Below are 21,767 nucleotides of genomic sequence, written 5' to 3' on the forward strand. Positions count from 1 at the left end.
TTATTTTCACCACTTTTTAAGCACTTAGGATATAAAATCTATATGGGAGATGTCATTGACGATAGGCCTTTAATTCTTGTAGCAGAGGATAATGCGAGTAATTATCTGTTGATCGAGATCCTTTTAAAGCATACCTATCGCTTGATTCATGCGCAAAACGGACGAGAAGCCGTAGCGTTTTTCCAAAGCCATCATCCTCAGCTTATTTTGATGGATATCAAGATGCCCGAAATGAATGGGTATGAAGCCACTTCGGAAATTCGTAAATCATCGGCCGATATTCCCATTATCGCCGTAACGGCTTATGCTTTCACCGAAGATGAAAAAAGAATTCTGGAAAACGGTTTCAACGGTTATTTGTCAAAACCGATAAAAGCACAAACTCTATTACAAAAAATAAAAGAATTTCTCAATTAATCTATCCAGATTATCCATTCATACACAGATAAAAACAAAGCTTCCTCCTGATCGGTTATCCGGAAATCACCACACGTCGCTTTTACCTCATTTATCTCATAAAAATACATATAAATACGAGAAGCTTTTCCATTTTTAAGTAATCGTCTACAATTCAAGTTCTTGCAAAATGTGTCCTTTCGTATCCAACACTTTCAATTTCAACATATCTCCTTTCCTGGTTAACATCATGACGGTGGCTTCGTCCAATTCATACCCTCCACCGACCACTATGGGGCAAGGATTACCCAGACTGCCGGCCGGATGGTAAGCATAGACGTGGGTATGTGCATTCAACGATACATCGACAGGATTTTTTTTCAGCAAATCGCCCCATAATTCCCGGCAAGGCGTGTAATCGGTCTCGTTTCCCCAAAGCGGAATATGATGCACCAACACTTTTTTCCCGGCCTGCCGAAAGGCTTTCGAATGCAATTCCCGCCGCAAAAATTCTGTCTGTTCATCTCTAAAGCCACTGAAATCGTTCAATCCGTAATACACCCAATGCTCATCCGTTTTGTCTTCTCCGCAATCGAGCAGAACGAACCGGGTATCTCCCCAATTGAAAGCACCGTAAGTCTTCTCGCCCATATAGTACAACAACCGTCTCAGGTGAAGAGAATACGCATTGCGTATTTCGTGATTGCCTCGCAGATAAAAGACAGGTTTTTCCGTAGCTCCGACCAGGCTATGATAAAACGAGAATGCCTTCACGACCTCATCTTCATCTCCCGGAGCATCGAGCATATCGCCATTGAAGATCACAAAATCATAGTCTATCCCTTTTATCTGTTCGCACAAGGCTGCCATTGTCTGAAACTCCTGATGAATATCATTGAAAACAAGAGCAGTAAAACCGGTTTCCCGCTCGCCGGGCACCCGGAAAGAATAAAACGGCGAAACAGCCGTATTGCCGAAGGTTTTGCTATACGCTGCATATTCCAGGATTTCCCGGGAACAAACCCGGTAATAATAGGTCTTGCCGGCTTCCAGATTTTCCAGGCGGATTTTGTGGATATGATTGTTACAAACGGCCTGTCCGTCGAGCATCGTCCGGGCTTTCTCCAGCTCCAGGGTATCCGTACCGTATTCCACCCAGCTGTATACCGGTACATGAGTCAGCCAGCTGACCGTAATTCCATTTCCCGTCAGGCTTTGTAAACAGGGCTTTGTCCGGAAAATCTGTCCGGCAGGAGTATTTTTCCGGGCATATCCTCCCGCACATAAAAAGAAAAACAAGAATACACAACAAATCGTTCTCATATTTTCTGAATTTATAATTAAACAGGGAACGACAAACCCGTCACCCCCCTTACAAATACCTTACCGGCATCATTCACCGTAAAGCGTTTCCAGCAGCAGATCGAGGTTCAGTGTGGAATTACCACCCGGCAATGGCCACACCACAATGCCCATACTTCCAGCATATTATACTTACCCGGCTTCACATAATCGGAAAACATCCCCTCTTTTCCGTTCACATCCACCACTTTGAAGTCGACGCAGGGCCTTCCTTTGGCCAACTTACAACGCTCGGCCAGCTTTTCTTCCAAAACCTGACTTTGTTTTTCCACTTCGATCCCCGGAGCGATACATTTTTCCGAAAATACACCTTCGTATAAATATCCCGAATATACGCTCCACATCTCGTATACAATTCATTCCGCTCTTCATACAAGGAATCTATCTGTTACCTAAATATTATACAGGTCTTCCGACTGTGATCCTGTGATTCGTACTTTAAACAAATCTTCCCTCCATTGATCCGGATATCCGAATTCTCGACAAACAGGCTAAAGGCTTTACCTCCCCACTCTCCGTCTTTCTTTTCAATGGAAATGTACCCGTAAAACGGTTCTGAAACTTGCCCCTCGAACCCGAACATCCCGTCTTTCACCACCGCCGAACCGATGGTATCCCTACCATTCCGCAAAATAAATACTCACTTTGACAAGGCCGGACACAGAATAGAGGGATTACAAATATATAATATATATAATGAAAAATAAAAAAGAAAGGTGTCGAAATCGACTTGTCGATTCCAACACCTCTTTCTTATAAACAGGCTCGCCCGGATTTACTTACCGTATTCCATAGCAGCCAAACGTTTGTAGCCGTTCAGTTTCCATTTCGCATCGTTTTCCGTTGCCTGGAACAACCGTTCTGCTTCTTCCGGAGTAGCTTTCATCAGGGAGTTGAAACGCACCTCTCCCATCAGGAATTCACGGAATTTTGTATAGTCGGGTTCTTTAGAATCTAACTGGAACGGGTTCTTCCCTTCTATTTCAAGCATCGGATTGTAGCGGTACAACTGCCAGTAACCACATTCTACAGCTTTCTTCTCTTCCTGTTGTGATTTCCCCATGCTGGCTTTCAGACCATGATTGATACAAGGAGCATAAGCGATGATCAAAGAAGGTCCGGGATAAGCCTCTGCTTCCTTGATCGCCTTCATATACTGAGCCTGGTTGGCACCCATGGCCACCTGTGCCACATATACATAACCATAAGACATCGCCATCATACCCAGGTCTTTTTTACGCACCCGTTTACCGCTGGCAGCAAATTTAGCAACAGCACCTGCAGGAGTAGATTTAGACGACTGACCTCCGGTATTGGAATAAACCTCGGTATCTACCACCAGAATATTTACATCTTTACCGCTGGCCAAGACATGGTCGACACCACCGTAACCGATATCATAAGCCCATCCGTCACCTCCGAAAATCCACTGTGATTTCTTCGTAAAGTAGTTTTTCAGGATCAGGAGCTCTTTAGCGGCAGGAGCTGTTTCTTTAGCTAAAGCAGCAGCCATCGCATCGCTGGTAGCCAGGGTCTTGTCGCCGTCTTCGTAAGCTTCGATCCAGGCATTGATAGCCGCCTGAGTATCGGCAGAGAAGCTATTCAGATTTTCTTCAGCCAACCGTTTTACCCGTTCGCGCAGACGATTAGCCCCTTCGGCCATACCGAATCCGAATTCAGCATTGTCTTCGAACAATGAGTTCGCCCAGGCCGGTCCACGTCCGCTCTCATAGTTGGTACAATAAGGAGTAGAAGGAGCAGAACCTCCATAGATAGAGGAACATCCGGTAGCATTGGCCACCATCATCCGTTCTCCGAACAACTGAGAAATCAGTTTGATATAAGGAGTTTCACCACAACCGGCACAAGCACCGGAGAACTCGAACAACGGCTGAGTGAACTGTGAATTTTTCACATTATTCGGTTCAACTATTTTCTTGTATCCTACTTTTTTATCCATATATTCCCAGCGGTTTTCTTCCACCATCTGAGATTCCAGCGGTCTCATCACCAAAGCTTTGGTCTTGGCCGGACATACATCGGCACAGTTACCGCAACCGGTACAGTCGAGCGGAGATACCTGAATCCGGAATTTATAACCGGCCAATTCTTTACCGATAGCCGGTTTAGCCTGAGTACCTGCAGGAGCTGCAGCCAGCTCTTCGTCGCTCATCAGGAACGGACGGATAGCAGCATGAGGACAAACATAAGCACACTGGTTACACTGGATACAGTTTTCTACCTGCCATTCGGGCACGTTTACAGCAATTCCGCGTTTTTCAAATTTAGCGGTTCCGGCAGGGAAAGTACCGTCTTCATAACCGTTGAATGCGCTGACAGGCAGGTCATCCCCTTTCTGTGCATTCATCACATCGACGATATTGCGGATAAATTCCGGACGGTTTTCATCGTGTTTGATCTCGTCATCCGGCAGGTTCTTCCATTCGGCAGGAACAGTTACCTTTATCAGGTTACCTTCTTTACCTCCTGCGTCAACAGCTGCATAGTTCATATTGACAATGGCCTCACCTTTCTTACCGTATGACTTGTCGATAGCGTGTTTCATTTCGCTGACAGCCACTTCATAAGGAATAACATTGGTAATTTTGAAGAATGCACTCTGCATTATGGTATTCGTACGGTTGCCCAACCCTAATTCCTGGCCGGTCTTCGTTCCGTTGATGATATAAAAATTGATCTCGTTTTCTGCCAGATAGCGTTTCATATGGTTCGGCAGGTGTTTTTTAGTCTCTTCCTCATCCCAGATAGAGTTCAACAGGAAAGAGCCACCTTTCTGAAGTCCTTTCAATACATCGTACATATGGATGTATGCAGGTACGTGACAAGCCACGAAATCAGGAGTAGTAATCAAATAAGTAGAACGGATCGGACAATCACCGAAACGCAGGTGAGAAGCCGTAAAACCGCCTGATTTCTTTGAATCGTAAGCAAAATAAGCCTGACAATATTTATTGGTAGCTCCACCGATAATTTTGATCGAATTTTTGTTCGCCCCGACCGTACCATCGGATCCCAGCCCATAAAATTTAGCTTCATAAGTTCCGGCAGGAGTCATTTTAACATCTGCTTCAGCAGGCAGAGAACGGAAGGTAACGTCATCTTCGATACCGATCGTAAACTGGTTTTTCGGTTCGTTACGTTCCATATTTTTGTAAACGGCAATAATCTGAGAAGGAGTAACATCCTTAGATCCCATACCGTAACGTCCACCTACGATCACCGGAGCATTAGCCTGACCATAGAAGATATCTCTCACATCCAGATACAAAGGATCACCGTTAGCTCCCGGTTCTTTGGTACGGTCTAACACTGTAATCCGTTTAACCGTAGCCGGAACAGCTTCCATAAAATATTTAGCAGAGAACGGGCGATACAGGTGAACTGCAATCATACCCACTTTCTGACCGTTTGCATTCTCATAGTCGATCACCTCACGGATAGTCTCGGTAACCGATCCCATAGCGATGATGATATTTTCTGCATCGGCAGCTCCATAGTAATCGAACGGACGATATTTACGACCGGTGATCGCACTGATCTTATCCATATAGTCAGCCACCATATCCGGTACGGCATCATAGAATTTATTCGAAGCTTCACGTCCCTGGAAATAGATATCGGGATTCTGAGCTGTTCCCCGGGTAACCGGATTTTCAGAATTCAGTGCACGATCGCGGAAAGCCTGCAAAGCATCCATATCCACCAATCCTTTGATATCTTCCATCTGCAATTCTTCGATCTTCTGGATTTCGTGAGAAGTACGGAAACCATCGAAGAAGTTCACAAACGGAACCCGTGATTTGATAGCTGTCAGGTGAGAAACGGCAGACAGATCCATTACCTCCTGTACAGAACCTGAAGCCAACATAGCGAATCCGGTCTGACGAGCAGCATATACATCGGCATGATCTCCGAAAATATTCAATGCATGAGCAGCCAAAGCACGCGCACTTACATGAAATACGCAAGGCAACAATTCTCCGGCAATCTTATACATATTCGGAATCATCAGCAACAATCCCTGTGATGCGGTATAGGTAGTAGTCAGGGCACCGGCTTGCAGTGAACCATGAACAGCACCGGCAGCACCGCCTTCAGACTGCATTTCAATGACACGAACGGTTTCCCCGAACATATTCTTTCTTCCTTTAGCCGCCCATTCGTCAACGTTCTCAGCCATCGGTGAAGATGGAGTGATCGGGTAGATACACGATACTTCACTGAACATATACGCAATATGTGCAGCAGCAGCGTTACCATCACAAGTGATAAATTTTTTCTCTTTTGCCATCGTTATAAAATTAAATTTATTTAATTCCAAATTGAACCCCTTTTCCGGTGTCCAATTTATCTTGTTATTACTCTATATTTATTCCAGCCCTCAGCCTATAGCTTTTAACCTTAATAAGTAAACCCCGCCAACCAAAGCGGCATTATATTCCCTTTGCCCCGTTCGATCATGTCTTCCATAACTACCAAAGAGGAATCGAATTTCTGTCCTTCCCCTTCTCCGCAAACCGCAATCCGATACTTACCGTCTACCAAAAAATCGGCACGTTCGGTATAAGTAATACGGCTCATCGGACATAACTGACTCAGAAAAAACGATTTTCTTAACACAGTCGTATCCACATCCTCCAGACAGACTGCATTCAGCAAGTTCGGATTATGGATATACAATTTTTTTGGCTTTTTCCCACAATCATCGTCATTATCCGTATCATACAATAAAGTCAGCAAACGCGCATTTTTCATGTAATTCAGATAATTGAGCACAGTAGCCCTCGACACGCCGATCAGTCCGCTCAACTTGCTGATATTCACATTACAGGTATTATCTTTAGCAGCGATATACAGCAATTGTTTCAACTTCACTAAATATTTCAACTCGATCTGGCTGGCATAGGGAATATCGAATTCCAGTGTCAGATTGATATTTTTCAGCAAATAATCGATGTGTGATTTCTCTTCGAGATAAATCGGATAATAGCCGTATTCCAGATAATTATTAAAATAAGCCAAAGGGCGTACATGTTTCAGGATATCCTCGACGATTTCCTCATGCCGTTCGACCATATCTGCAAAAGAATAAACCGGAAAAGTCTGATTGGTTTCTAATTCCAGAAATTCGCGGAAAGACAACCCACTCAGATTATACATATCGACAATCCCTTTCAGATAGGCATTCGATTTGATCCTGACGATTGATGAAGCCGTAAAAATAATCTGCAAATCGGGGAAAGCATCGTAACAAGCCCTCAATTCTTTATCCCACTCGGGGTATTTATGGGCCTGATCCAACAACAACACTTTCCCTCCTAACTTATAAAAATGCTCTACAAAATGAAACAATCCGTCGTTAACGATAAACAGATTGTTGACATTCACATACAGACAGGTATTATCCTGCGGATGATATTCTTTACTGTAATCCAGCAGAAAATTCGTTTTTCCTACTCCACGGCTTCCTTTTACCGCAATCAGACGGCTATTCCGATCGATCCGGTCCATCAATCCCCGCCGGATAGAAGATACCCGATCCTGTAAAAGAGCTATATGTGTCGATACTAAACTGTTCATTCTTACAATTTTGCCATACAAAGATAGAAGAAAAATAAATATATTGCAATCTGGAGATTGCAATTTTATCAACAAAGTGCTATTTAGACTTATTACAAATATACAAATGAGCAGTAAAAAACGATAAGAATAGCATATTTTATTGTAAGAGTATATTTTGACTTACAATCTGAAAGTAAAAAAGAATTTTTCCACAAAAAATAGAAGTGCCGGAAGTAAAAAACTCCCGGCACTTTTAAAAAAGTATTGAAATTAATTTCTTATTTATCATTCATCGAAATCAGGAATTCCTCGTTCGATTTTGTTTTTTCAAGCCGATCTTTCACAAACTGCATTGCTTCCACAGAGTTCATATCGGTCAGGTAGTTTCTCAGAATCCAGATGCGGTTGAGGGTATATTCCTCGAGCAACAAATCTTCGCGACGAGTGCTGGAAGCAGTAATATCCACAGCCGGATAAATCCGTTTATTGGAAAGCTTACGATCCAATTGCAATTCCATATTACCGGTACCTTTAAATTCTTCGAAAATCACATCGTCCATCTTCGAGCCGGTCTCGGTCAAAGCCGTAGCTAAAATAGTCAGCGATCCACCGCCCTCAATATTCCGGGCAGCTCCGAAGAAGCGTTTCGGTTTATGCAAAGCGTTGGCATCTACACCACCGGAAAGAACTTTACCGGAAGCGGGCGATACCGTATTGTAAGCACGTGCCAAACGGGTGATAGAATCCAGCAGGATCACCACATCATGTCCGCATTCCACCATTCTTTTGGCTTTTTCCAAAACGATATTGGCCACCTTGACGTGTCTTTCTGCCGGTTCGTCGAAAGTAGAAGAAATGACTTCGGCTCTTACGCTCCGTGCCATGTCTGTTACTTCCTCAGGACGTTCATCGATCAACAGGATGATCAGATAAACTTCGGGGTGATTCGCAGCGATCGCGTTGGCAATCTCTTTCAGCAATACGGTTTTACCGGTTTTAGGCTGAGCGACGATCAGACCGCGCTGTCCTTTACCGATCGGAGCGAACATATCTACAACTCGGGTAGAAATGGTAGCTTTTCCATTACCGGTAATATTGAATTTCTCATTCGGAAACAGAGGAGTCAGGTGATCGAAAGGAATACGATCCCGGACTGCATCGGGAGTTTTCCCGTTTATTTTTTCCACCTTGATCAAAGGAAAATACTTCTCTCCTTCTTTCGGCGGCCGTACCGTTCCTTCTACGGTATCTCCGGTTTGCAAACCGAACAACTTGATCTGGCTTTGCGAAACATAGATATCATCGGGAGAGTTAAGGTAATTGTAATCCGAGGAACGCAAAAAGCCATATCCATCGGGCATAATTTCCAATACACCCGAATTCAGAATAATACCTTCGAATTCATAATATTTATCGCGCTTATCGAACCGCATCCGGTTCGGATTAGTATTTCCGTTTCCATTTCCAATCGCAGGTTCCTGACGGTTTTCCTCATACCGGTTTTCCTGTACTTCTACTAATTCCGGTTGTATCGTATCGTTTTCGCGTTCACCTTGGTAATCGTAATTTTCTTTATCGAATTCTTCTTCGATCACATCTCCGAAATCCAGATCTTTTTCTATGATATCCTCATGTACAAAACGATTAGCCCGCTCTTTTGGGGGATTATTCTGAGGCTTCCGGGCAAATTCTTTACGTCCTCCGCTCCATTTTTCTTCGCGGTTATTTTGATTCTGCCGGAAATCTTCGCGGCGGCGTTCTTCTTTTTTAGGTTCTTCCTGTTTTAGAGTTTCCTTTTTTACTTCTTCACGCAGCGGTTTCTCGTTCTTTATCTCTTCGCTTTTCACCTCTTCCTTCTTTACTTCTCCTTTTTTCTTCTCTTCGCGACGGGCGAATTTTTGTACCCCACCTTTAGAGTCACCTACTTTCTCTACTCCGGGACGAACTACCCGGATTCTCGGTTTTTTCTCTCTTTTTTCAACCGGAGCAGCGGCTTCGGGAGCAGCAGGCTCTACAACAGGTTCAGACTGAGCAGCCACTAAAGCCTGCTGATCCAATATTTTATAGATTAGTTCTTGTTTTTTATAAGACTCTACTCTTTTGATATTTAACGTTTTAGCAATCTGCCGCAAATCTGCCAGCAATTTGTCATTTAGTTCCAGAATGTCATACATAGAAATGATGCTATGGATTTTATTGATTTGTAAGTATAATCATCCGCACAGAGTCGGATGGAATTGAAATATATTGCAAAAATAGAAATAAAATCAATATCTCCCAAAAATTATTTCATAAACTTTAGCATGGAGTATAGCAATTGAATCACGATCTCTTATTCGTAATGAACAAAAATAGTTCTAAAATAACCATAAGCTTAGAAAAATCCGGGAGAAATCATTAAATTTGTGCGATAAATAAATTAAAAAATGGAAAGATTATTGATTTTTGGTTTGGGTGGACAAGAAATTCTTTTTATTGCGTTGATTGTGTTGTTACTTTTCGGAGGCCGGAAAATACCTGAATTGATGAAAGGTTTGGGGAAAGGAGTAAAAAGTTTCAAAGACGGCATGAATGGCGTTGAAAATGATTTGAATCCCGATAATAACGATAAAAAGTAATTCTCAACTTTTAAAAGCATGCAGGAAGCAAATGAGAAAGAGATGACTTTCTGGGATCATTTGGATGAACTCAGAAAGGTATTTTTTCGTATTGCCATAGCCGTTATCCTTTTGGCTTGTATAGCTTTTCTGAATAAAGAATTACTTTTCGATATCGTCCTGGCTCCACAGCGGTCGGATTTTATTCTCTATCGTTTTTTCAACCGACTGGCGGCCGATTTTTCCATGCCTTCCCTGCAAGTAGAAGACTTTCATGTAGAGCTGATCAATATCCAGTTGACCTCACAATTCATGATTCATATGAGCACTGCGTTTTATGCCGGTTTGTTGCTCGCTTCTCCTTACATCATTTATTTGTTGTTCGGTTTTATCAGTCCGGCCCTACATGAAGCCGAACGTAAAACCTGCCTGAAAATTATGATTCCGGGGTTTTTCCTATTTATTACCGGCATCTTACTCAATTATTTCGTGATCTTTCCGCTTTCTTTCCGTTTTTTGGCAACCTATCAGGTCAGTGAACTTGTAGTCAATAAAATATCGATCTCTTCCTACATCAGCAGTTTTACCATGCTCTCGTTATTGCTGGGAGCAGCTTTTGAAATCCCTATTATCGCTTATTTTTTGTCTAAATTAGGACTGATCACCGCTCCCATGCTGAAACAATACCGGAAATATGCTTTAGTGGGTATCCTGGTCATAGCAGCGATCATCACCCCAACTTCGGATGTCTTCACTTTATTACTGGTCTCTATACCTCTCTATTTCCTATATGAACTCAGTATTCAAGTGGTAGGCAGAAGCCGGAAGAAAAAATAGAGAGCGGCAGACTCCTCCTGTAAATAAAAAGTCCTGAAGAATCTTCAATTCTCCAGGACTTTTAGTTAAAAGCCATTCAATAATATTCAACTTATTTCTTAGCTACTTTAATTCCATAAGAACAGAATAACAGGTAAGCAGTACAAATAGCGATAATAATAACTGAACCACCTTGTCCGCCGACAGCATCGGCACAGATCCCCATCAATGGAGGAGCGATAGCACCACCGGCAACCCCCGTAATCATCAAACCGGAAATTTCGTTCGCTTTTTCGGGACGTGCCTGAATAGCCATAGAATAAACCACGGCGAAGATACTGGAAGCCGCGAAAGCGATAATACAAACCAAAGTAAGAATTGCAGCCTGGCCGGTAGCGAACCACAACCCACAAACCGCAATCATAGCAATGATCATATTGATCCGGAAATAGCCTCTTTCAGATAATTTGGCCAACAGGAAAGCACCACAAAAAGTACCTATCGTACGTGCAGCAAAATACCAACTTGTACCGTATCCTGCACTTTCGGTAGAAATCCCCGGAACTCGTTCGAGTAACAATTTCGGAGTCAATGTATTCATTCCCACGTCCAAGCCAACGACACACAAAATACCAAAAAATAACAATAAAATTTTATTATCTCCCAGCAATTTTAAAGTTGCAGGAAAAGAGGAGGTTTCTCCTTCGACCTTCTCTCTCTGAATCGGAGTCAGGAACAACCAAGCGGAGGAAATCAAAGTAACCACGGCATAAATCGGGAACATCAGCGCCCAGTTTCCTAAAGCAGCCGAACAATATCCAGCCAAAAGCGGTCCGACAAAGGAAGAAATGGCTTTTACAAACTGCCCTGCCGTCAAACTACTGGTCAACCCTTTTCCCTGTACAACGTTCGCCAATAACGGATTCAAAGATACCTGCAGAATGGTATTACCGATTCCCAATAAGGCAAACGCAACATAACAGGAGGTTTCACTGAAATCAATGAAAGGCAATACCATGCCGGCGAAAGTGAACAGCATACTCAATAATACTGTATTTTTTCGTCCTATCCGGTTCATTAACATGGCTGTAGGTACAGACAAGATAAAAAACCACAAAAATACCATTGACGGCAAAAAGCCGGCTTGTGTTTCGGTCCACTGGAACTGCTCCTTCGCATAAGTTACAGAAATCCCCACCAAATCACAGAATCCCATAATGAAAAAACCGAACATTACGGGCAAGATGTAAATAAACTTGTTCTTTTGTTCCATTCTGTTAAAAATCAAGTGTAGTTTCAAATTTTATCCCCCTATTTCCTATACCGGAATACAGGGATAAGTATTTGGTTTTATAGATTATTCAGTAGTGAAATCTTTTTATTCTCCACCAGGTTCACAATCAATTCCCCGAACAAGGTATTCGTCCAGGCGAACCAATGCCGGGTGAATTTAGTCGGATTATCTTTGTGGAAAGATTCGTGCATAAATCCGGTACCACCGTCTGTATCTCTCAGCATCCGGATACATTGACGTATTTCACCGTCATTGTCCGCAGTAAATGCACGCATAATAATACTCATCGGCCAAATCATATCGTAACCGATATGAGGGCCACCGATTCCTTCGCCTGCTTTTCCTTTGAAAAAGAAAGGATTATCCTGACTCCAGACCAATTTACGGGTATTCCGGTAAACCGGATCTTTCGCAGAGATAGTTTTCAGATAGGGCATCGCCAGCAAACTAGGCACATTGGCATCGTCCATAAAGTAGTTGTTACCGAAGCCATCGATCTCAAAGGGATATACTTTCCCATATTTCGGATGGTTTACGATAGCATATTTATGGATAGCGGCCTGCACTTCGTCGGCCAAAGCCATACACTGTGAAGCAAAAGTACTGTCACCCGACACCTTATTCGAAATCTCGGCCAATTGTTTCAATGAGGCAACGGCAAACATATTCGAAGGAATAAGGAAACCGAAAGTCGTTGCATCATCCGAAGGCCGGAAAGAAGAAACGATCAATCCCACCGGATTGACAGGGTTTCCCCAACCGTCATTATTCAAGGTATCCAGTTGTCGTTCGGTCTTCCGTTGGAATTTATAAGGTCCGTGTCCGTCTTTCCGCTGTTGTTCCTTAAACGTTTGCAGCACCAACGCCATCGATTTTTTCCATTCCTGATCGAAAACACTGGTATCACCGGTCACTTTCCAATATTGATAAGCCAGCCGGATCGGATAGCACAGGGAATCGATTTCCCACTTCCGTTCGTGCACATACGGCTTCATCTCGGTAAGGTCGGTCGCCCATTCGCTCGATTCCGCTCCATGAGTAAAACCGTTGGCATAACGGTCGATCTGGATTAACTTGGTCTGCCGATTAATCACTCCTGCAATCAACAGACGTAATTGTTCATCTTTCTTACACAAAGCTACATATGGCCACACCTGTGCTCCTGAATCCCTCAACCACATGGCATCGATATCTCCTGTAATCACGAAAGTATCGGGTTTACCGTCGATCATCTTAAAATTAACAGTAGTATCCAATGTATTCGGGAAACAATTTTCAAACATCCAGGCCAGTTTCGGATCTTTCAATTTCTTTTTCGTTCCGGCGATCACTTCTTCAACGGCCTTTGAAGTAAAATGACGTTCTTCGGGTTTCGGACGTTGGCATACATAACCGTCGGCAGCTGCAGAAGCACCGCTTCCCTGTCCGTTATTTCCCATCATAGCCTTCAAAGGGGAACCACTCATCGCCGCAGCAGCTATAGCCAAGCCGCTTTTCTTAATAAAATCTCTCCTTGTTACCATATGTAAAAATTATAATTCAAAATACACCAATCAAACGATGGCGAAAGATATTCAAAAAAAAAGTTAGAAATACAATCTTTCTATATTTTTTAAAACATATTTTGTATATTCGTCTCCCTGAACAACCACACCTCTACGGTTCTGATTTCCAAAATTATTCTACACTTATTCTATATTTCGCCCCCGACGTTCACTCATAAACCCGAAGGTTTATTCAAGCGGACAGAAAGCGGTAGAGGTACACCTAAATAAGGTATTCCGTCCTTATCCCATTCGATCTTTTGCAAACGGGGTGTTCTGGAATCCCGGGAACCGGCAGGGTCGTTTTCTACACTTCGGGCGTCGTATAAAAGATAATCCTCTTTCCCGTCAGGTGAAGGGATAAAACTGACATGTCCCGGTCCGTATACCTTATTTTCCGGACACTGTTTAAACACAGGGCGGGTTGATTTCGTCCAGGAATCCGGATCCAGCAAATCGCTGTCGGCATCGGCCATCAACATTCCTACCGCATAAAAACAAGTCCAGGTACCACTGGCAGAATAAAAGATGAAAATCTTATCCCCTTTCCGGCTTTTATAAAACTGAGGGGATTCGTTCACATAAATCGTATATGCCGTTTTACTTCCATCCGGATTGATCCATTGGCGTTCCCATTCGAACTCGGGCTTCGAAAGTAAAACCCGGTCGGATTCCAGGGTCCAGGGATTTTTCATCTTAGCGATATAAATGCATTGGTGTTCGGTACTCACCCGACGGGACTGCCAACCGGACCAGGTCATATACCATTCTCCCCGGTGTTCGAAGACATTCGGATGGATCGCCCAATTGTTATTCTTATCCGTACTGATCCGTCCTTTCAACTCGAATTCACCTTCGAAAGGATCTGCCGAACTATTCTCCAATACGAATAATTGATGATTATCCATATTATCGTCGGAAGCAGCATAATACACATACCATTTGCCTGCAATGGGATGAATTTCAGGTCCCCACAGATGATGAGCATTAGACGGATCTTTCGGTATCCAGATCACTTTATGCTCCGCATGTTCCAAATCCGTAATATCCCGGGTACGCCACAATTCCAACCGATCGACCGCCTCCTGCATGTAATAATACCAACCATCGTAATAATTCGCCCAACATTGAGCACCTTCCGTTTTCAGCGGATTTACAAATGTATTTTCTTGCTGTATATTCTCCTCCTCTTTTTTTTCAGACTTTTTATCCCGGCAAGCTCCTAGCATTACCATAGCCAGAAAAAAAATCAATACATTTTTTATTCTTTTCATCTTTTTACTAATTTTTATTGCAGCTATTGTATATTACAAAGTAATCTATTTTTTTTAAAGGAAAATAGCAATCTCTATTCTTTTTTTTACAAAATCTGACCATGCACACGTTTGTATAAAATACATAATCTACTAAATACCAACAGATTAACTAAATATATCCGACTCTAAAAATCAAAGAATAAATAGAGAACAATTTCCTGCTCTTGCAGAATCCAAAATCAATTGTTTACTTTGTAAAAACAGTTTTAAACCACTAAGATGTACCTATGAAAATCATACTTAGTTTGTTTTTCGTGCTTTTACATTCCGTACTATCTTATGCTTACAATCAATTTTCTTTTGTCAAGTATCAGGTAGAAAACGGACTGTCTCACAATACAGTATGGTATACAATACAGGATCATCAAGGTTTTATGTGGTTCGGTACCAGTGACGGTTTGAACCGTTTCGACGGGAAAAACTTCAAAATTTTCCGCCACATCCCGAAAGACAGTACTTCTTTGGGAAATAATATTGTCCGGACCATTTTCGAAGATGAAAGACAAAATCTTTGGGTAGGTACAAACCGGGGAATATACATTTTCAATTCACAGCAGGAATAGTTTGAATTTTTCGACAATAAAACGGAAGACGGAGTATTAATCAGTAGTAATGTTTACGATATAGAGCAGAGCCACGACGGCTCAATCTGGATAGCTACTTTCGGACAGGGATTGTTTATCTATACTCCCCAGACCAACACTCTGATTCAAAATACACAACATTCTTCTTTTATCAAATCCATTACCTCCTCCGGTTCAGGGGATATGTACATCGGCACCCGGCAGGAAGGAATCATTTGTTTCGCCCCTAACGGAATCTATAAACGTTCCTTTTCTCCCGACCTCCAGACTACGGAGCAAAATAACGAAACCAATGCACTTTATTACTACAACGATACCTTATGGTTCAGTCTCGGCACCAACAGCCTGAACATGCTGGATTTGAAAAGTAATCGAATACATACTTTCCCCACTCAGTTCGGCACGACCAATGTGACCAATATCCGTAGTATTCTTGTGTATTCGGATACCGAATTACTCGTAGGAGCGGACAACGGGCTGTACCTTTTCAACCGGACGACCCACCAGTTTTTACGAATGGACGATCCTTCGAATCCGAAAAGTCTGAGTGATCAGTCTATTTTCAATATCTTCAAAGACCGGGAAGGCGGTATCTGGATTTCCACCAACCTGGGAGGGGTGAATTATCTGCCCCGTAACCTGAAACCTTTCCAATCTTATTTTCCCCGTTATCAATCGGGATCTATCTCCGGTAAAGCCATCAGTGAATTTTGTGAAGATGCACAGGGAAATATCTGGATAGCTACAGAAGACGGTGGTTTGAACTATTTGAACACGAAAACAAACCAGATTAAGAGCTATCTGCCGGGAGCCCGGGGAGCCAGTATCAGCTATCACAATATCCATGCTTTATTCCTCGACGGCCCGAAATTATGGATAGGCACTTTTTCAAGAGGCCTGGACATCCTGGATCTTACCACCGGACGGGTCGTCAATCATCAGCATACGCGCGGAGATATCCGAACCATCAGTGACAACAGTATTTACTCCATATACAAAGACCGGGAAGGTACTATCCTGATCGGAACAGTCTGGGGATTAAACCGTTACAATTCATCCACCGGGGATTTTTCACTCATCACCGATGTCGGAACCACTTCCCACATCTACGACATCCTGGAAGACAGCAGAAACAATCTGTGGATTGCGACTTATAATACCGGCCTTTTCCGCTATCATTACCCGGATAAGAGCTGGACACATTACAACTATAACCCCGACCAAAAAGGATCTGTAACCAGTAACAGTATCATCACCATTTTCGAAGACAGCCGGCAGAACATCTGGTTCGGGACAGAAGGAGCCGGTTTGTGTACATTCGATTACGACACCGAAACTTTTGCTTCTTTCGATCCGGAAAACCAGGTATTGCCTAATCCGGTGGTTTATGCCATCGAAGAAGATAAAGCCGGAAATTTATGGATAGCCGGAAATGCCGGATTATTATCGATCAATCCTCAGACCCGGAAATGGAAACTATATACGCAAGCCGACGGGTTGCAAAGTAACCAGTTCAATTTCCATTCTTCCCTGCATGCTCACGACGACAAGCTCTATTTCGGCGGAATCAACGGATTCAACTGTTTCTATCCCGAAGATTTCCGGGAAAATACTTATATTCCGGAAGTAGTCATCACCCGGTTCAGCCTTTTCAATCAGGAAATAGGGCCCGATACTCCTGACTCCCCTTTATCCCGGTCCATTACTCAAACTTCTGCGATTACGCTGCCCTACGATCAGAATACCTTCAGTTTTACTTTTGCTTCCCTCAGTTATCAGGCTCCGGACAAGAATGAATATGCCTATATGCTGGAAGGAGTCGATAAAGAATGGATCTATACCGATGGTAAAAATGAAGCCTCATACACCAACCTCCAACCGGGAGATTATGTTTTTCGGGTGAAAGGTTCGAACAACGACGGCTTATGGAATACCGAAGGTTCCTCGATCAGTTTACAGATTCTTCCCCCTTTCTGGAAAAGCAGCTGGGCTTATCTGTTTTATACCATTTTAATCTTGTTCCTGGGGATTATGACTTTCAGGTCCTGGTCCAAGCGGGTGAAGAGGCAACACGAAGAATTACTGAAACAATACAGGCAACAACAGGAAAAAGAAACCTATCAAACCAAAATAAACTTTTTCACTCAAGTAGCCCATGAAATCCGTACTCCGTTAAGTTTGATCAAAATGCCTCTGGAAAGTATTATCCAATCCGGCGACGGCAATGAAGAGACGAGGAAATACCTCACTACCATGAATCAAAACACGGACCTTTTACTCAACCTGATCAACCAACTGCTGGATTTCAGGAAAACAGAGACAAATGAATTCAAACTCAAACTGAGAAAATACAATTTAAACGAATTACTTCACAACATAGTAAGTCGTTTTGCCCCGGCAGCCCAGTTAAAAAATATCGCCCTGGATGTCCAATTGCCCGTAACTCCTTATATCGGCTGTGCGGATGAAGAAGCACTGACAAAGATCATCAGCAATCTCTTGAGCAATGCCCTGAAATATGCCCACGATAAGATCGAAGTGACATTACAAACCGAGCAGGAATATTTCGAGATCCGGGTATCCGACAACGGTCCGGGCATTCCCCGTTCGGACAGGAAAAGAATTTTTGAAATCTTCTATCAAACGGACAACAGCCGGGGCGGAACCGGTATCGGCCTGCCCTTAGCCAAATTGCTGGCAGAAAAACATGGCGGCAGGCTTTACCTGGACGAACAGACACAGAAAACTACATTTATTATCCATATTCCTCTGTTGCAAGAAAATACCCAAGAAGACGATCAGGTAAAACTGGAACTGCTGACCTCTCCGGTAAGCGATACGGGCAAAGAACTCCAGACTCTTGAAGGGAAAGGCAGCTATAGTATTCTTTTAACAGAAGACAACACCGAATTGCTGAGCCTGACAGCCGAACAATTGAATAAATATTACCGCATCCTGATGGCCCGGAACGGGAAAGAGGCACTCGCCATTCTAAAGGAAACAAACGTCGATCTGGTAGTCAGCGATATCATGATGCCGGAGATGGACGGTTACAGCCGAAACGATGGCTATTTCGCCCAAAGACAAAGAATTTATCGAACGTCTGGATGCTGAAATTCAAAAGAACCTGCAGGAACCGACTTTCTCTATCGACACACTGGCAGAAATCATGTGTATGAGCCGTTCGAATTTCTATCGGAAAATCAAAGGAATTTCAGGTATGTCGCCCAACGACTACCTGAAGACAATCCGTTTGAAGATGGCTGCCGAATTGCTTTTACAACAAGAATACCGGATCAACGAAATCTACGAATTGGTCGGGTTCAGTTCTTCTTCTTATTTCACGAAATGTTTTAAAGAACAATTCGGAGTTCCCCCGAAAGAATTTTTGAATAATGCTAAAAACAATGCCGGAAATAAATCGTCAGAAATAGTAACATGAACATGAAAATCAGTTGATTTTCTATCGTTGCAATCCTTTTTTACAGTCTTCAGCCCATGTCCGGCAGGATATTCCGGTCAATCTGTTCATCGGCACTTCCGGATACAACGGTCAGGTAGATCCGGAGCAAACCGACAGAGGGAAAAACTTTCACTCTCAAAGTCGAAAGCCGGCATTCCATAGAGGTTCTTATCCGGAAAATAGAACCGAACGGGTTACGAATCGACAATTTCCAGCTCGAAAATGCCGAAATTGTCCGGGGAGGAGAATTGATTTTTAAATATTAGGGCTATATTTGCACTACTAATTAAATCACAAGATCATGAAAAAAGACGTCGCTTTAGGGATTGACATCGGTGGTACCAACACCGCTTTTGGTTTTATCGACAGAGAAGGGAACTACCTTACAGAAGGGAACATCCCGACAGCTAAACATGAAGATATCAACGATTATCTGAAAGAATTATATCTGGAAATCGAAAAAGTACTGGATCCTATCCGCCAGGAAGTCAACTTTGTAGGAATCGGAATCGGAGCACCCAATGGTAATTACTTCAAAGGAGCGATCGAATTTGCACCGAACCTGCCCTGGCACGATGTCATTCCTTTGTGCGATATGATGAAAGAATACTATCCCGAACTGCCGGTTTATCTGAACAACGACGCCAAAGCTGCAGCTATCGGTGAAATGATTTACGGCGGTGCCCAAGGGATGAAAAATTTCATCATGGTCACTTTAGGTACCGGTCTGGGTAGTGGATTCGTAGTCAACGGCGAATTGGTTTACGGACACGACGGCTTTGCCGGAGAACTCGGTCATACCATCGTTTCTCCCAACGGCCGCCAATGTGGTTGCGGACGTAGCGGTTGTCTGGAGACCTATGTATCTGCCACGGGAGTAAAACGCACCGCTTATAAAATGATGGCTAAATATAACTATCCGAGCGAATTGAGATCCATCCCTTTCAATGAAATGAATGCGAAAATCGTAAGCGAAGCTGCACAAAAAGGCGATATGATCGCTATCAATACTTTCAAATATACCGGAAAAATGCTGGGTGAAGCTTTGGCCAACGCCGTTGCCATCACCAGCCCAGAAGCCATCTTCCTGATGGGAGGCCTGGCCAAAGCCGGCGACCTGCTTTTCGAACCGGTAAAAGATCATATGGAAATGAATCTTTTGAAGATTTATAGCAATAAAGTCAAAATCTTACCTTCTAAACTGACTAAGAATGTCGCCATTTACGGAGCTGCTGCTTTAGTCTGGAAAGAGCTGGAAAAATAAACTTCGAATCCTGCGGGTCAGGCTAAAACCTACCCGCAGGATTTTAATAATCAATCGAATAACCATAGCAAGGCAATTATAAGTAACCACTTCAACACCTTTTCCTCCCAATCTGTTTCCCTGCATTTCCCCCTATAACGATAGACAATCTGTATCTCTGTTATTGTTGAATTTTGCTTTTGTCGTTTTATTCCGGCCATATTCCTCAGACTTTGAATTGCAATTACAGTCGTCATTCTACTACTGTAATAATAATACAAAAATATACGACAAGTATAATCGTTATCATAGTGTACGGCCACATAATTTTCCCCTATATCCCCCCTATTCATTCTCAAAAGCTTACAATCAACCATTTTTCTTTCGCAGATAAGCGATCAGGCTTTGGCGTAATTCGTCCATAAATTTAGTCAGCTGTTCTCTCTCCTTCAATTGGTACATCAGCGAATCATAATTAGCCGGGAAATCGAGTCCCAGACAATCGGCCAAAAAACGCACCGTACCGATTTGTGTGACACTTTTACTATCACCTTCCAATTTTCCGGAAGCCAGCAAAGACAACGAAAGTTCCAACAATTCTGTCGGAGTCAATCTCAATTTATACTCCTGTTTCAGAAACGATTCGCGACAATAAAACAATTTTTGCTGACGTTCCAGGGAGGTATGCTGTAAAATCAGATAACGGGCGATCGTTTCCCGGGTAACTGCAGGCAAATCGTTCAGGGCAAGCAGGGCTCCCTGCTCGCGGATTGTCAGATACCGATGGGTCCAGCCAAAATTGTCGTCATAACGATACAATTGATTAAACTGGTTAAAGCGCTCCATAATCACTTTCATCAACACCGGATCTTTACCGGCCCGTTCGACCCAATTCGCTAAAAATGAAGTGCACATAATCTCCCCGATCATCAAATGACTGTTAAAGTCACTTATACTCCGGGCTTCATTAAACCAAACCTGATCTGTTTCCTCTTTATGAATAGTCACATCGGCATGCATAAGATTCTGCAAATAGATCAGTACTAAATTTAAAACTTCCATCTGAGTGTTTCTGAATATTCTCCTGAGATAACTTATGATGCCGTTTACCGGGGTAAACGACATTATCATATCTCCAAAAGAATTTAAATTTATCGTACCGGAAAATTTAGTTTATAAAATCTATAAAGTTCATAGCCCCTACGACACTTTTCAACAATCCCCAGCGATGTCATCCCGAACAAAATCCCGAAAGATACTATACCGGAGTCGATGAACTTTAAGTGCCGAAGCACAACTTTATAAACTTAAAAAACTAAATTAAAACGGCACGTTTTAATCATTTTTCAAGTAATCTTTTTGCCGACTTAGAAAAAACGCTTCCCTCCGAACTGATGGAATAAACACCCTCAGCCTACAACTATACAACAGTTGCAAATTTAATAGAAATATTCCTATTAACAATAAATAATATAAAATTCAATTACAAAATTTCTGATTCTCTCAAAATGATTTACACAACCTAGTGTAATTAGTATATAAAAAGCTTATTAAGTCTTTGAACCTTGC

General features: G+C 42.7%; 17 protein-coding genes and 2 pseudogenes. 8 read left to right on the top strand and 11 right to left on the bottom strand.

Going from position 1 to position 21,767, the window contains the following annotated elements; translation table 11 throughout:
* Positions 1–72: 72 nt before the first annotated feature.
* Positions 73–417, top strand: a pseudogene (locus AC5RDS_RS07720) (response regulator); the annotation flags it as partial.
* A 147-nt stretch (positions 418–564) separates the two neighbouring features.
* Here the strand turns inward: AC5RDS_RS07720 and AC5RDS_RS07725 are convergent.
* The 6 genes from AC5RDS_RS07725 to rho form a co-directional block, all read right to left on the bottom strand.
* Positions 565–1,719 (bottom strand): purple acid phosphatase family protein, encoded by a 1,155-nt coding sequence (locus tag AC5RDS_RS07725; protein WP_118107196.1) that lies wholly within the window; start codon positions 1,717–1,719, stop codon positions 565–567.
* A 107-nt stretch (positions 1,720–1,826) separates the two neighbouring features.
* Positions 1,827–2,102, bottom strand: coding sequence for a TlpA family protein disulfide reductase (locus tag AC5RDS_RS07730; protein WP_046402781.1), 276 nt, complete (start codon positions 2,100–2,102; stop codon positions 1,827–1,829).
* Between the two features lie 44 nt (positions 2,103–2,146).
* The gene (locus AC5RDS_RS07735) at positions 2,147–2,389 is read right to left on the bottom strand and encodes a DUF4369 domain-containing protein (protein WP_041556217.1); all 243 of its coding nucleotides are present in this window, start codon (positions 2,387–2,389) and stop codon (positions 2,147–2,149) included.
* Positions 2,390–2,533: 144 nt separating this feature from the next.
* On the bottom strand, positions 2,534–6,070 hold the full coding sequence (gene nifJ / locus AC5RDS_RS07740; protein WP_013610534.1) for a pyruvate:ferredoxin (flavodoxin) oxidoreductase: 3,537 nt from the start codon (positions 6,068–6,070) through the stop codon (positions 2,534–2,536).
* 110 nt (positions 6,071–6,180) lie between these two features.
* Entirely contained in the window at positions 6,181–7,359 is a 1,179-nt protein-coding gene (locus AC5RDS_RS07745; protein ID WP_013610533.1) for an ATP-binding protein, read from the bottom strand.
* 260 nt (positions 7,360–7,619) lie between these two features.
* Positions 7,620–9,515 (bottom strand): transcription termination factor Rho, encoded by a 1,896-nt coding sequence (gene rho / locus AC5RDS_RS07750; RefSeq protein WP_046402949.1) that lies wholly within the window; start codon positions 9,513–9,515, stop codon positions 7,620–7,622.
* Positions 9,516–9,767: 252 nt separating this feature from the next.
* On the opposite strand from rho, the gene AC5RDS_RS07755 reads away from it, so the two are divergent.
* Positions 9,768–9,959, top strand: coding sequence for a Sec-independent protein translocase subunit TatA/TatB (locus tag AC5RDS_RS07755; protein ID WP_013610530.1), 192 nt, complete (start codon positions 9,768–9,770; stop codon positions 9,957–9,959).
* Between the two features lie 18 nt (positions 9,960–9,977).
* Entirely contained in the window at positions 9,978–10,775 is a 798-nt protein-coding gene (tatC, locus tag AC5RDS_RS07760) for a twin-arginine translocase subunit TatC (RefSeq protein ID WP_046402793.1), read from the top strand.
* Positions 10,776–10,866: 91 nt separating this feature from the next.
* Here the strand turns inward: tatC and AC5RDS_RS07765 are convergent, their stop codons facing one another.
* The 3 genes from AC5RDS_RS07765 to AC5RDS_RS07775 all read right to left on the bottom strand — a co-directional run bounded on the left by AC5RDS_RS07765 (position 10,867) and on the right by AC5RDS_RS07775 (position 14,866).
* Complete coding sequence (locus AC5RDS_RS07765; protein WP_046402952.1) at positions 10,867–12,027, bottom strand: MFS transporter; 1,161 nt, start codon at positions 12,025–12,027, stop codon at positions 10,867–10,869.
* 77 nt (positions 12,028–12,104) lie between these two features.
* Positions 12,105–13,571 (bottom strand): glycoside hydrolase family 125 protein, encoded by a 1,467-nt coding sequence (locus tag AC5RDS_RS07770; RefSeq protein ID WP_013610527.1) that lies wholly within the window; start codon positions 13,569–13,571, stop codon positions 12,105–12,107.
* Positions 13,572–13,765: 194 nt separating this feature from the next.
* On the bottom strand, positions 13,766–14,866 hold the full coding sequence (locus AC5RDS_RS07775) for a glycoside hydrolase family 43 protein (protein ID WP_013610526.1): 1,101 nt from the start codon (positions 14,864–14,866) through the stop codon (positions 13,766–13,768).
* A gap of 269 nt (positions 14,867–15,135) precedes the next feature.
* Between AC5RDS_RS07775 and AC5RDS_RS07780 the strand changes: the two genes are divergently transcribed.
* The 4 genes and pseudogenes from AC5RDS_RS07780 (at position 15,136) to AC5RDS_RS07795 (ending at position 18,934) form a co-directional block, all read left to right on the top strand.
* Entirely contained in the window at positions 15,136–15,471 is a 336-nt protein-coding gene (locus AC5RDS_RS07780; protein ID WP_118104044.1) for a ligand-binding sensor domain-containing protein, read from the top strand.
* 39 nt (positions 15,472–15,510) lie between these two features.
* Positions 15,511–15,570, top strand: a pseudogene (locus tag AC5RDS_RS07785) (two-component regulator propeller domain-containing protein); the annotation flags it as partial.
* A 105-nt stretch (positions 15,571–15,675) separates the two neighbouring features.
* Positions 15,676–18,606 (top strand): two-component regulator propeller domain-containing protein, encoded by a 2,931-nt coding sequence (locus AC5RDS_RS07790; protein ID WP_494222286.1) that lies wholly within the window; start codon positions 15,676–15,678, stop codon positions 18,604–18,606.
* On the top strand, positions 18,557–18,934 hold the full coding sequence (locus AC5RDS_RS07795; RefSeq protein WP_306450354.1) for a helix-turn-helix domain-containing protein: 378 nt from the start codon (positions 18,557–18,559) through the stop codon (positions 18,932–18,934). Before AC5RDS_RS07790 ends, AC5RDS_RS07795 begins: the two co-directional genes overlap by 50 nt.
* A gap of 49 nt (positions 18,935–18,983) precedes the next feature.
* Here AC5RDS_RS07795 and AC5RDS_RS07800 read toward each other — a convergent pair whose 3' ends face one another.
* On the bottom strand, positions 18,984–19,115 hold the full coding sequence (locus AC5RDS_RS07800) for a hypothetical protein (RefSeq protein WP_259306029.1): 132 nt from the start codon (positions 19,113–19,115) through the stop codon (positions 18,984–18,986).
* Between the two features lie 141 nt (positions 19,116–19,256).
* On the opposite strand from AC5RDS_RS07800, the gene AC5RDS_RS07805 reads away from it, so the two are divergent.
* Positions 19,257–20,219 (top strand): ROK family protein, encoded by a 963-nt coding sequence (locus tag AC5RDS_RS07805; protein WP_013610524.1) that lies wholly within the window; start codon positions 19,257–19,259, stop codon positions 20,217–20,219.
* Positions 20,220–20,567: 348 nt separating this feature from the next.
* Here the strand turns inward: AC5RDS_RS07805 and AC5RDS_RS07810 are convergent, their stop codons facing one another.
* Positions 20,568–21,260 (bottom strand): hypothetical protein, encoded by a 693-nt coding sequence (locus tag AC5RDS_RS07810; protein WP_195457533.1) that lies wholly within the window; start codon positions 21,258–21,260, stop codon positions 20,568–20,570.
* Positions 21,261–21,767 lie beyond the last annotated feature (507 nt).

The organism is Odoribacter sp. (assembly GCF_985060555.1).